We start from the raw sequence: 13,451 nt of genomic DNA, 5'->3' as shown, positions 1-13,451 counted from the left end.
TGACAGCCATTATCAATTATAATCGACCCTATTTGTACGGAATTCTATCAATATGTACCCTCAACAACTCAACTTGGCAGTATGGGCCTCACTAGCCCCTGCTGCGTTGGTGTCTGCCCAGGAAATAACTCAAACGGTAGAAGAAGTTGAAGTTATTGGTAGAGCCCAACAATTTTATCTGGACTCTCATACACAAGCTGGAACTAAAGCAGACGCAGACTTATTAAATATTGCGATGTCTGCTCAGGTACTAAGTGAACAGCTCATTGAAGACCAGGCTGCCCGCGATATCACTGACTTGTACCGCTCCATCGCAGGAGTTAGTGAATTCAGCTATTCCGGAGTCACATTTCGGGGATTTCGAGACAATAAAAATATATTTTACGATGGAGTCCGCGGCGATCCCTATTCAGGGTTTAGTGTGCCTCAAGTATCAAATGTAGCGCGCATCGAGGTACTAAAAGGGCCATCCTCCGCCCTCTATGGCGGCGGTGAGCCCGGAGGGATGATTAACTACACCTCCAAGAGGCCAACCTTCGATGAGCGTCGTGAATTAACAGTCACCTCCGGAAGCGAATCGCTAAAAGGAGCTTCTATCGAGCTAACAGGCGGTGTAATTGAAAATATCGCCTATCGTTTAGGAGGATTCTATGAATCTCAAGATAGCTTTCGCAATAATGCGAACAGCGAGAACATTGAACTTGCCGGGGGACTACTATTTGACCTCTCAGCAGGCACTCACTTGACGACCACCTTCGAGCACATAGAACAAAACCTAGGCGGTAACCGCTTGCGCGGCGTACCCGTTAATGATGACGGCAAATTCCTGGTAGATCCTTCCTACAACACCAACGAAAAAGCTGATTATCAAAACCTAAAAGCCTTGGTTCTTCGAACTAAAGTCAAGCATAAGGTGACAGATAGCCTGAACTTTAACGCAACATTGCGTTACATGGAAAATGAAAGGGAGCAGGCTTATCACGAATCACGCGGTTGGGTAGACATCAATGGTGATGGAATGGCCAATGCTGAAGATGGAACCATCCGCCGTGAGTACCGCGATCAGTACCGGGCAAATGAAGAGCTGAGCCTTACTTTGGATTTTGTGTATGACACAGACATTTCAGGTATGAATCATCAGATTTTGCTTGGTGGTGACTATCATGATGTTGATACAAAATATGACTATTGGCGAGCGCGCCCTGGAGCAGACGGTGTTACAAACCTCAACATCTACGAACTCAACTACGGCATAACTGACCCGTCAACTTACAACCTTATCAATATGAATAAGGATGGTACGGCCAGCATCCGTACCAGCATTTATATCCAGGATACTGTGGAATTGACCAATCAGTGGTTCTGGATGCTAGGTGCGCGCCTTGATCAGTTCGATGAAACTGAAAAAGAAAGCGGCAATAGCTACAAAGATAATGATGCAAGCTACCGTACAGGCATCACTTATAAGCCCGTAGATACACTATCCCTCTATGCAAATTACTCCCAGAGCTTTAATCCGGTGAGCGCAGACGACTTTGAGGGCGGCGCCGAGGAGCTTGAACCCAGTACTGGCAGTCAAGTGGAGATTGGTGTGAAGAAGGAATGGCTGGATGGGCGTATCCTGACCACTCTAGCCTTCTATCAGATAAAAAAAGCAAATATGGCCCAAAGTAACCCCGCCTATATCAGTGCCGATGAGACCCCGAATGAAGCCGAAATTATCAACCTCGGGCAGGTTCAAAGTGGTGGAAGCGAGTTCACCTTAGTCGGTGACATAACTGAGAGACTCAGCATAACAGCTAATTATGCGTACAACGATACGTATATCGCTGAGGGTGACTCACGCAATGTGTCAGACTCAGGTCAGTTCGTAAATGCACCCAAGCACCAAGCAGGCTTGTGGGCCCGCTATGACCTCAGTATATGGGACTCAGCATTTGCCATTGGTGCCGACTATGTGAGCGATCAAATAAGCTTCGATGATCAAAAAGTAAAGGCCTACACTGTACTCGATGCCAGCTGGGCAACTCGTTGGGATGATATTCAGCTGAGTATCAACGTGAAAAACCTTTTGAATAAAACGTATGCAGTGAGCGGTTTTAATGAGCGGCAAGGACATTTTCCCGGCCAACCACGAGAGCTAATCGCCCAGCTTTCCTATGACTTTTAGCGACCTAGCAATTTATCGTCAGCGGATTTCCACTGGCGATATCATCTTGTTCTATACAGGAAGGAAGTTCTTTGACGATACACTCACCAATATATCCCCGCAGACTTACCCACCTGTTCAGCCCTTCTTCTAAACTTAGATATTATGAAAACGACACTGATCCCCCAGATTGAATTTCTATTAGCAAATATTCAATCCGAGGTTGCACCTTCAATCAAGACGAGTACAGACCGTATAAATTTCGATCGAATAACCTCTCCATGACGCTATACAGACAGCAAACTCCTATTAATCAAGTTGGTATTCAAAGTCGTAGTAATGAACTCCACCATCCACCTGAATAGACATTTTCCCAGAGAGTCCCACTAGTTCTCCAGTGCCAGAATCAGGCACAACTTCTAAAATAAGGAAGTCCTCTCCTTTCTTCATAGTCCCAAAGTGCTGTAAAACAAACGTGCCTCGCTTACCACCTAAAGTACCGGCAACTTGCTCTATAGCTACATACCCCGCAGATCCTTTTACGGGAGTCATTGCACTTAACATTTCTCCTCGACTTTCTCCTGAAAGATCACCGTAAAAGACTTTATTAATTGACATACGCCCCAAGCTGTTTCCTTCACTGCCTTTCGCATACGGATCCATCGGCTTTACAGTAACCTCGAACTTTCCTGAAATTTTCACTCTGCCTCCTTTTTAAAGCAGTAAAAGTCTAAATTAAGCCATAACCATCCAAGCCCTATTTGAGCCCTTAGCGTTACTTGCCAGTTTTCCATTCTAACCCACAACACTGTATGCATATACACAAAGTTAGTGAACACCTGAGTAGATTGAATTGTAAACATTGATCTCAACCAAAATAGGTAACCTTGGTGTACCAGCTCTGCGAAACCAAAGACTTTGATAAATTGAGCCAGAACCTTAAGTCCACAGCGCCAATATTTAGTGGAACGCTTATTGTTGACGCTTCCCTTGCAGAAGTATCTGTAGCCTCTTTGGCGGATTTTGCAGACACGGTAGAATCCGAAGGAGTAGAAGAAAAGGAAGCATTTCTTGAAAAGTTACTACTGAGACCTCGGTAGCGGCATTGAATGGGGCTACGGGAACCATCCATAAAGTGATGAATGTAGCTATTGACTCCGTTACCAGTGATGCACCCACAGTATTATTACTTGCTACTGGTGGAGTAGCAAGTAATAGCCACAACAGTGAAGCACATAAGAGGTAGCCCTCTACAAAAAGCAAGTTTGCTTTTGGGCAAATGTACCATGGAGACTTGTATTCAATGTCTACGAGCACATTGATCAGCTTGAGGCAAGCAACTAAATTTCGTGCTAACCTCACAGTTTAATATCAGCCTGTTAGTGTGAAGCCCTAGATGTTATTTGGTACTACGACAAACCCTAAGGGGCCTGACTTTGGCAAGTCAAAGTCGTTAAGATGTAACTTGTCCGGCACAAGGCTTAATTTCGTAAAGCCGCTCAGTAATACTTTGGTACCAGAAATTACCCCTTTAGACTCCGTCTTAGCTCTGAATCCGGATCTAAACATTTTCTCTTTGGAGGGTTTTGTTGAGTTTTCTGATAGAGCTTGGGGATTTCCTCTTGCAGAGGAAAGCTATAAATATCACGGTACGCCGCTATGGAATCCTGATATTGGCGGAGTTCACTTTACTGCAGAATTGAGAAGACCTAGCAGCCACCCTAACTTGCTTGAAGCTGCTAATTATAAGCATTGGATCGAAAGAGATATTAAAGCCTACTACGAGCCAAGCACAGGATCAGCTTTTGATGACTGGCTATACCTACTTCCTCTTTTTTGGAAAACATTTAAGCTACCCAAAACAGGCAATATTCAATGGGTAGCCTATCTCGTTCAGAATTTCTGCGGCAGAAAGGACAATCAATTCACATATTTTGTACGGAGCGCAGTTTCAACAGAGCATGATTTAACCTTTACTTTTATAGCTGCAGATCAATATAACCCCGGTGCATTCAACCTCTTCAAAAAGATTGCTCGCTTTATTTTGAACAAAATTGAAATCACACTTATCGACTCCACTGAAAAGAAAATTAAGTACCTGGAAAAAGTAGGTCTACGTGACTTTACCGAGGAAAAGTCAATCTGTCGATATGACGATGCCTCCAAAAACCATTTTGGGAACTATGAATTACTGGAAGCCCCCTACTTTTATTTCACTAAAATTGGCAAAACTATAGGTCGTAGGCTTTGGGTCGACAAAGCCTCCTCTATACTGCCTAACTGAGCCAACCTTCAAGGAAACTCAACTAGACTTCATTCAGAAACACCTCTCTGAGTGTGCTGTAGTTTTCCCTAACACTGATCAGGTAGCAAAATGTTTAGCATTACCTTCTCATAACAACTATAAAATCATAGACATCGTGGAGATATGCGCAACAGTAAAGAACCTATGTTACTTCACCACTTAATATCAGCTTAACAAAGAAAATTGTAAATGTTATTTGGAACCACAAAGAAACCTAAGGGACCGAACTTAAGTAAATCCATGCCAGTAACTTGCAACCTATCTGGCACCAAACTTAATTTCGTTAAGCCCCCCAGCAATAGGTTCGTACCAGGAGCGGTCGACTCAACCCCTGTTCTCCCACTGAACTTCAACTTAAATATCTACTCTTTTAAAGATTTCGTAAAGCTGTCAGATAATGCTTGGGGTTTGCTACTAGCCGAAGAATACTACAAGTACCGTGGCACACCCTTATGGAATCCAGAGATTGGCGGGATGGACTTTCGTGCAGCACTTAGACGACCAAATGGCTCCCCAAGTTTATTAGAAGCCAACAACTATGAACGATGGATTGATAGAAATATTAAAGCCTATTACGAGCCTGACACTGGATTATCTTTTAACGAATGGTATTATCTATTCCCTCTTTTTTGGCAGACTTTTAAACTACCAAAAACAGGAAGTATTCAGTGGGTCGCCTATATTGTTCAGAAATTTTGCGCACGAAAAGGAGATCAATTTACTTATTACGCAAGAGCGGCAATTTCCCACGAGCACGAACTAATCCTATCCTTCAGAGCAACAACAGATCAATATGAATCCGGTGCTTTTAGTCTTTTTAAAAAAATCGTTCGTTTTATCTTAAATAACATCGAAATCAAACTCACCAAATCTATTGAAATTGAGATTTCGGAATTAGAAAAATCAGGACTGCGCAACTTCAGCAAAGAAAAGCCAATCTCCAGGTACGATGACACACCAAAAAATCCTTTTGGAGACTATGAACTTCTGGAGGATCCGTATTTTTACTTTACTGAGATTGGCAAAACTGTTGATCGCAGGCTCTGGGTCGACTAAGCCATCATTTACACGCCTAGTTGAGTCAGTCATCGGGGGACCAAGCTAGGCTTTATTCAGATTCACCCTTTTGATTAAACTGCAGCTTCCCCTAACATTAGCAGGATGGCAGCCTGTTTCAGCATCACCTTCTCATAACAGTTTTGAAATGAAGTATATCGTTAATATATTCGTAACAGCATTATTTGAACTGATTGGATTTCAACAGTTAAGAGTTCGCATTAGATTCACCACTTGATATCCGCTTGCTAGCGTAATTTGTAAATGTTATTTGGCACCACACAAAACCCCAAGAGACCAAACTTAAACAAGTCTGCACCTGTAATTTGTAAATTTTTCGGTACAGAACTTCGTTTTCTGCCCCGCTAGTAAGATTCCCATGCCCGGTAGAGTAGATACAGATTCTGATCTACCTCTGGATTTTGATATAAACATACACTCTTATGAGAACTTTTTTAAAGTTACAAATAATGCCTGGGGCACCTAACCAGCAGAAGAATACGATTAATATGAAGGTCTACCTTTATGGAATCCTGACATCGGAGGAATGGAATTTACTGCAGTTTTAAGGAGACCAAAAAATCGCACCAACTTGCTTGAAGCAGCTCATTACGAACACTGGCTAGACAGTGAAATTCGAGCTTACTACTCTCCAGGTGAAGGCGCTCCTTCAGAAAAGTGGCAATATTTATTTCCCTTATTTTGGCAGATATTCAAGCTCCCAAAAACTGGAGGAGTTCAGTGGATTAGCTATGCAGTACAATATTTTTCTAGCAGAAGAGGCGACCAAATTATATATTTTTTCAGGGCAGCTATCTCACCCGAGCACGAATTAGTACTTTCATTTAGAGCTACAACTAATCAATACGATTCTGGCGTCTTTGATTTATTTAAGAAAGTTGCTCAATTCATCTTGAAAAGTATAGAAATATGTCTTGTCAAGCCTGTCGAGAGCGAACTTCAGTCCCTTAAAAAATCAGGGCTACGCAATTTTTCAGAAGTTAAACCAATCTGTCGATATGATGATGCCTCCAAAAATTATTTTGGAGACTATGAATTGTTAGAAGACCCCTGCTTTTACTTTACTAAGATTGGCAAAACTATTGATCGAAGACTTTGGAAAGACTAGCCCAAAGTACATTGCCTAGCTTATTACTACCACTTTGGGTGCACTAAGCTAGGCATTATTCTTCATGATTAGAAGGAAAGTATTAACTACTTGGCGCAGTTAGCATAGGCGCCGGTACTAATACGTCTTCGCCATCACTCTCTTCTTGAGGTTCAGTAAACCCAAAGTCCTCCAGTATTCCATAGAGCGCCGGTAGTACCAGAAGGATCAGAATAGTAGAGCTGCTAATACCAAATACAATACTGGTGACCAGCGGCACCAACACCTGTGCCTGCAAGCTGGTTTCAAATAGCAGTGGCAACAGGCCGGCAACTGTAGTCAGTGAGGTAAGGAAGATTGCTCGGAAACGATCGCGACTGGCCTGGCTTGCCGCGCTGTGAACGTCCATTCCTTCACGCACTCGCCGCTTCACAAACTCCACTAGCAAAATTGAGTCATTGACCACGATTCCGGCGAGAGAGACAAATCCCATCATGCTGGGCATAGACATATTCTGCCCCATAATCAGGTGACCCCAAATTACACCGATCAGCGCCAAAGGAATAGCTACCAATACAATCAGCGGCTCCACATAACTGCGGAATTGCAAGGATAAAAGGAGGTAGATACCAATAGCGCCAATTAACAGGGCCCGGCCAATAGACGTACCGGTAACCTCACTATTTTTCATTTCCCCTTGCATATCAACGCGCAATCCTGGGAACTCACGGGTAAGCTCAGACAGGAACTTCTCCTGGGTGTCGCCAAGTACCTGGCCAGCGTTCGCCTTCTCAGTGAAAACATCAGCAAACACACTCACAACCCGCTCACCGTTAATACGCTGAATTCGTGCATACTCCCGATTCATTTCTATATCGGCAACGGCAATCAACGGAACCCTTTGTTTGGTAGCTGGATGGATTATGACCAACTCATCGAAACGGCTGAGTGCGCCACGGGAATCTGCATCCATACGAACCTGAATCTCGTAGGTCTCCCCCCGATATTGAATTTCATCTATCTCCATCCCTTGGTAAGCAGCTCGCAGCTGATTGGCGACACTACTGGCATCCAGACCAGAAGCATAGGTACCTTCACGCATTTTAACGGTGAGCTGCGGTTTGCCGGGACGCAAGTCATCCACTACATTCACAACGCCGTCGTATCCACGCAGCCAATCCTGCAAGCGAATGGACGCTGCCTTTAATTGATCCAACTCCAAGCCAGCAAGGCGTAAGTGGATAGCACGGCCGGCAGGACCTAAGGCCGGCTCCTTATAAAGAATAGCGATTGCTCCAGCCATATCGCCGGCAGCCTTATGCCAGGCATGGCGCAATTCATCCATACTGGTAGTACGACCTTCAGCAGCGAGCAAATCGACATTAATGGTGGCCACATGGGGGCCCGATTCAAAGGCATCACCATTAATACCAAAAGTGACACTCGTATGATTCACCAGAGGTGCGTTTTCATTTTTTGACAACTCTGAGGCGACCTGATCCAGCGCCTTCAACTGCTTATCGACTAACTTCTCCATATCAACCAAAGAGGTTCCCTGGGGCATCAAGATCCGGGCTTGTAATAAATCGCCCTCTAAGGTCGGAAAACCCTGAAACTTAACAATCCCGGACGTCATCAGACTTACCGTGACCAGGAATAAACCAAACACTCCCCCGACAAAGGCGTAGCGATATTTAACCGCCCAGTCCGCTGCGCGCCCTATATTTTCTCGCCAACCATCAAAGCGTTTAGCAAAACCCTGCTTCCAGGCGGGGATAGAGCTTTTGTGCTCAAGAGCATGACGCAAGTGCGCCGGCAGAATCAGGAAAGCTTCCACCAAACTAATGAGCAATACAGAAATCAATACAATGGGCAACACCTTGAGGACTTGCCCAATATCTCCCTTAATAAAAACCAGTCCCCCAAAAACCATTACCGTAGTTGCAAATGAGGACAAAACGCCACGGGCCACCCGCTTGGTGCCATTGATAACCGCTTCCAGCGGAGATCTTCCCTCGCGGTGTTCACTGGCAATACTTTCCGATAACACAATGGCGTCATCCATTAGGATACCAATGGCAATCAGCAATCCCACCAGGCTGATCATATTAATGGACACGCCCATGGCCGTGATCAATGCAAACGACCCCAGGAATGAAACCGGCAATCCCATGACCACCCAAAAAACATAGCGGCCACTAAAGAATAGGTAGAGAGCCAATGCTACCAGGATCAGCCCCTGCCAAGCATTGGTTATAACCATCTGCAAACGATCCGCAACTATAGAGGCGCTGTCTTGGGTTAAGGTGAGTTTCATGCCATCAGGTAGAATTTCATTTTCACGGTCGACAAAGTCGCGCACGGCTTCAAGCACACGCAAGCTATCATCCACACTATTCTTCTCAATATTGAGAAGCGCAGCGCGATGACCATCAAAAGTAATTTTGTCTTCAGCCAACTCAAAGTCATCATAAATTTTTGCAATATCCCCAAGTCGAACTTCCGCCCCATCACCACCTTTAATCACTACAAGGTTCTCCAACTCTGTAACCGTGCGGCGCTCTTCAGTAAAGCGCACCTGATATTCTCGATCTGGAGTGGAAACCTTACCGGCGGGCATATCGATAGCTTGCTGGTCAATAATATTGGCCAGGTCCATCACGCTAAGCCCGTATTGGCGCAAGTTGTAATCTGAGACTTCGATCTGGAGCTGATGATCAGAGAAACCGGAAATACGCACTATCGGGATGGCGGGGTCGCGGAGCAATTCACGGCGATAGTGTTCGGCCAGTTGATTCAATTGAACCAACGGCAGATCGGCACTGATAGCAATACTAACCACAGCCTGAGTACGCCCCAGTTCCTCAACCACCGGGCGCTCACTTTCTGCAGGAAGCGAGTCGATACCGTCAACTGCAGACTCCACATCAGCAACAAACTGGTCCATATCACCCGCTTCTTGCATTTTAAGAGTCATCAGGCCCAGATTATCTTTCGCCTCACAAAGTCGCTCATCAATAAAGCTGATTCCATCGGTGGCCTCCTCCAAAGGAAGACAAATACTATCTTCCACCTCGGCCGCCGCAGCGCCGGCATAAGGGACCAAAACCTGAACCTCAAACTTATCGATTTCCGGCATAGTTTCACGCTTCATGCCAGGCAGAACAAAAAGCCCGCTTAGCATCAGCGCAACCATCAATAAATTGGCCGCCGTTGGGTGACCGGCAAAATAACGAATCACTGCTGGTTACCTCTAGCACTAGCTGTAACAGATTGTTCATCACTAACGACGGAAACAGCCATTCCATTAATTGCAGGGATTACATCAGTCACAATAACCTGCTCACCGGGATTCAATCCCTCACGGATCACAGTGATATCGCCTTGGTGGTAGTCAATCTGTACAGGGCGGACTCTTAGCTGGCCATTTTTTACCAGATAGACATTGCCTTCATGGAGAGCGCGGCGGGGGATAGCGAGTGCCGGTGCAGCGGGAGCCAACAACTCGACGCGGGCATACATGCCGCGAAATAGCGGAGGCTTTTCACCAGTCACCGCCTTGCCATAAGGATCATCCACAGCAACCACAACGGAGAGTGTTCGACTGGTGCTATCCAGGGTTCCCCCCAAACGCACAACCCTCCCCTGCCACTCATTATTCCCCGGCCCCCCAACCAGGGTGATTCGAGCTTCCAGCCCCAGCAACATCTTTGGTAGATCTTCAGGAGTCGGTTTGGAATCAATACCCGGCCTTAAATTACGCAATAGTGGAGCCACATGCACCATGGGAAGCTCTGCTGCAATTTCTACTTGGGCGAGTCCACTTGCATCAAATAAGCGAGCACTGCCAGTAACATATTGGTTTTCCTCTACATGGACTTCACCAATAAGAGCATTAAATGGCAGGGTCACCCTGGTGCGCTCCAGGTTGTATTTACTATCCCGTACCTGAGCTTCCGAGCGAGCTATCTGTGCTTCAATCACCTTCCGGCGGGTCGGGAAAAGGGAAAGTTGGCTGCTCTGGTTCTGCACTTCCTGGCGCAAGCGCAGCATATTTTGCTCTTCAGTATCTACGGTAGAGCGGGAGACGGTTCCCTTCGCAACTAACTTTTGCTTGCGAGCGAGTTCTTTCTCACCCAACTTGAGGGTGCGCTCGGCGATTTCCAGAGAACGTTGACTATTGGCCTCCTCCACTTCCAGCTCTTGCAAGTTAGCGCGATTTGCAGCCAGGTCACTTTCAGCCTGCGCCAGGGCAAGCTGATAGCTGGTATCATCGATTTTCAAAACCAGCGTACCGGCAGAGATAATATTTCCCCGTTCCAATTCCGGAGCTGTATACACCACCCTACCACTGACTTCTGCATTGGCTTCCAGGAAAGTACTGGGTTTCACCTCTCCATATGCAATAGCTTGAGCTCGCAACGGCAGCTCCTGCACTTTTATTGCGTCTACCGTTGTTATAGGAGACGTGATTGCATCGTGTTTAGGCTCACTTTTAGTGACGTCCAACACTAAGGATACAACCACCGCCGCCGCAATCAGTACCGGCAATGCGAGCCGGCTATTCATCAGAGCTTTTATATGACTCTTAATTTCCATTGCTGACTTCCTCGCCTTTGGATATAGATTTTTTAGAAACACCTTGGAGTAAGAGTTGAACGGTATGGTTAATCCATCTCTCCCCACTTTCCTCCCCCAGAGCAAAGCCAAATTCTTCCTTAAAACGGGCGCCAGCAATAAAGGGGAAGGCGATCAAACTGGAAAAAGAGATTGGCATCAGGTCAATATCCAAATCCTCTCGCAACTGGCCATTGGACTGAAGGGTTTGCAGTAGAGCACGTAACTTGGGTATCAGTTTTGAGGCCAACCTATCGGCAAAGAGTTCGCGCATTCGACCGGATTTGGAAGCTGCTTCATCAACAATTAGGCGAGGAATCCAAGGCTCCTTGATATATAGGCGTATCATTCTGCTCATTGCCTCTCTCAACAATTCTAAAGTGGGCTCCCTCCCATCCAGCCCGGCAGTGATGAAAGCAGGGCCATACTGCATTATTTGGTTCCGCACTACCTCGATAATCAGCCCTTCCTTGCCACCAAAGTGGTAACTGATCATTGCCGAATTCACCCCTGCTCCCTGGGCAATCTCGCGAATCGAAATATCACGAAAGGCCTTATCCCGAAGTAGCGCATACGCTGACTGCATGAGCGCTTCACGCACTTGGGATTCGCGCTCAGGATCTTTTGGGCGCCCGCGCCCTCGTGTGGATGGCTTATCAGTCACAGGTATACGACCTTAATTAATCAGCTGATTAATTAAATAGGAAATACACCCATGCAACAACCCCAAAAACCGACCAGCCAGTCAGACTGAGCCAGGTTAATTTCTGATCCACAAACTGAACATCTTGGGGCGCAATACGTGGCAATGATCAAGGATTTGACGGGGGACTAGCAAAGCAGGTCGTAACAATAACCACCTGCAAGTGGCCACCTTTCGTAAATTCAGCGGTACATACCAAAACAATCCCAACCAATTAAATTGGTACATTTTCAGGCCAAATATCCAAATTTCTACTTAAAGCGACCTGAATATGAAACCAGGAAAATCATTCAGCTGGAGCAGAAGAATAAGGTCGCAATCTCACCCCCTTCCATATCCGAACGCCAATCCCAACAAGACTTTCTGTATAAATGATGAGTGATGAATAATTTTAACCTTTAGATAAAGCATTACTACAACCACCACCCTTCCCGGTGTTAGGATTAGGCCGTTTCAATATGAATCTTCTACAGACCCTATCTATTTCAAGAATAATTTAACCTTCAAAGGGCATATAACTTATGGTCAAGTATTTGGCTCTCATCTCATTTTTTCTTATGGCTACTTTCGCAAAGGCTACAGACCTTAAGAGTTCTCCCCTGGTAATTGGCGACTCAATTAGTTTTCAATCAAAGATATTAAAGGAAAAGCGCACCTTAAATGTCTACTTACCCATGAGCTACCATCGTGAACCTAAAAGAAACTACCCTGTAATCTTTCTTTTAGATGGCTCCTTATCCGAAGACTTTATCCATATAGCGGGAGTGCTCCAATTCGGCTCATTCTCATGGATTAATATGCTTCCAGAATCCATTCTTGTAGGCATAGAAAATATTGATAGAAAACGCGACTTTACATTTCCATCCAAAATAGCTTTAGATCAAAAAGAATTTCCATCATCAGGCGGATCAAAGGAATTCATTGATTTTTTGGGCAAAGAGGTTCAACCCATTATTGCGAGCAATTTCCGTACAAAAGAAAAGTCCACACTGATAGGTCAGTCTCTGGGAGGACTTGTAGCTACAGAAATCCTGATAAAGCATATGGACCTTTTCGACAACTATATTATTATCAGCCCAAGCTTATGGTGGAGTGGAGAATCTCTTCTGACAAGCATCCCTGAAGACTGCTGTGAGGACAAACAGATCTATATTGGAGTTGGAAAAGAGGGGGAAGTGATGGAGCGCCTAGCGCGAACACTATACAACAAGCTAGATAACAAGAAGAGCAACACAAAAATACACTTCGGCTACTTTGAACAACTAGACCATGGTGACACTCTGCATCTTGCTGTTTACGATGCGTTTGGAAAGCTGTTTTCAGACAAAGCCCCTAAAAACTAGAAACATTTTTCAACTTAGAGCTGGTTGCTTTCGTTTCAGGAAATGGAATACAAAAACCTACGGAAGCAACGCACCACTAACCTCACCATCAATCAAGTACACAATTTCCATAGAGTCACCCTCATTTCTGCGACGTTCTGAAAGAGAGGCGGTGTGATATTTACAGTAAA

The 13,451-nt window shown here is 45.3% G+C and carries 9 protein-coding genes; 5 read left to right on the top strand and 4 right to left on the bottom strand.

Translation table 11 applies throughout. From position 1 onward, the window contains the following. Positions 1 to 52: 52 nt before the first annotated feature. The gene (locus ACJJI6_RS04345) at positions 53 to 2,170 is read left to right on the top strand and encodes a TonB-dependent siderophore receptor (RefSeq protein ID WP_444941882.1); all 2,118 of its coding nucleotides are present in this window, start codon (positions 53 to 55) and stop codon (positions 2,168 to 2,170) included. Between the two features lie 288 nt (positions 2,171 to 2,458). Here ACJJI6_RS04345 and ACJJI6_RS04340 read toward each other — a convergent pair whose 3' ends face one another. After that, a complete protein-coding gene (locus tag ACJJI6_RS04340) occupies positions 2,459 to 2,851 on the bottom strand; it encodes a DUF3224 domain-containing protein (RefSeq protein ID WP_413665625.1) in 393 nt (130 codons plus the stop codon). A 763-nt stretch (positions 2,852 to 3,614) separates the two neighbouring features. On the opposite strand from ACJJI6_RS04340, the gene ACJJI6_RS04335 reads away from it, so the two are divergent. From ACJJI6_RS04335 to ACJJI6_RS04325, 3 genes are all read left to right on the top strand, one after another. Beyond that, positions 3,615 to 4,433, top strand: coding sequence for a hypothetical protein (locus ACJJI6_RS04335; RefSeq protein ID WP_444941884.1), 819 nt, complete (start codon positions 3,615 to 3,617; stop codon positions 4,431 to 4,433). 210 nt (positions 4,434 to 4,643) lie between these two features. Beyond that, positions 4,644 to 5,510 (top strand): hypothetical protein, encoded by an 867-nt coding sequence (locus tag ACJJI6_RS04330; RefSeq protein WP_444941885.1) that lies wholly within the window; start codon positions 4,644 to 4,646, stop codon positions 5,508 to 5,510. A gap of 547 nt (positions 5,511 to 6,057) precedes the next feature. Then, entirely contained in the window at positions 6,058 to 6,639 is a 582-nt protein-coding gene (locus tag ACJJI6_RS04325; RefSeq protein ID WP_444941886.1) for a hypothetical protein, read from the top strand. Positions 6,640 to 6,721: 82 nt separating this feature from the next. Here the strand turns inward: ACJJI6_RS04325 and ACJJI6_RS04320 are convergent, their stop codons facing one another. Genes ACJJI6_RS04320 through ACJJI6_RS04310 form a run of 3 tightly spaced genes read right to left on the bottom strand, consistent with a single transcriptional unit; the run spans position 6,722 to position 11,899 of the window. Then, complete coding sequence (locus ACJJI6_RS04320) at positions 6,722 to 9,859, bottom strand: efflux RND transporter permease subunit (protein WP_444941887.1); 3,138 nt, start codon at positions 9,857 to 9,859, stop codon at positions 6,722 to 6,724. Further along, positions 9,856 to 11,217: an efflux RND transporter periplasmic adaptor subunit gene (locus ACJJI6_RS04315; RefSeq protein ID WP_444941888.1), complete on the bottom strand. Its 1,362-nt coding sequence runs from the start codon at positions 11,215 to 11,217 to the stop codon at positions 9,856 to 9,858. Before ACJJI6_RS04315 ends, ACJJI6_RS04320 begins: the two co-directional genes overlap by 4 nt. Beyond that, a complete protein-coding gene (locus ACJJI6_RS04310; protein WP_444941889.1) occupies positions 11,207 to 11,899 on the bottom strand; it encodes a TetR/AcrR family transcriptional regulator in 693 nt (230 codons plus the stop codon). The genes ACJJI6_RS04315 and ACJJI6_RS04310 overlap by 11 nt, the downstream gene beginning before the upstream one ends. 560 nt (positions 11,900 to 12,459) lie before the next feature. Between ACJJI6_RS04310 and ACJJI6_RS04305 the strand changes: the two genes are divergently transcribed. Then, positions 12,460 to 13,281 carry an alpha/beta hydrolase gene (locus ACJJI6_RS04305; protein WP_475712593.1) on the top strand — a complete coding sequence of 274 codons (822 nt, stop codon included), beginning with the start codon at positions 12,460 to 12,462 and terminating at the stop codon, positions 13,279 to 13,281. Positions 13,282 to 13,451: the final 170 nt, after the last annotated feature.

Source organism: Microbulbifer maximicatervae (SeqCode) (assembly GCF_056232625.1).
Note: the sequence above shows the minus strand (reverse complement) of the source record. Positions and strands in the feature narration are given on the sequence as shown.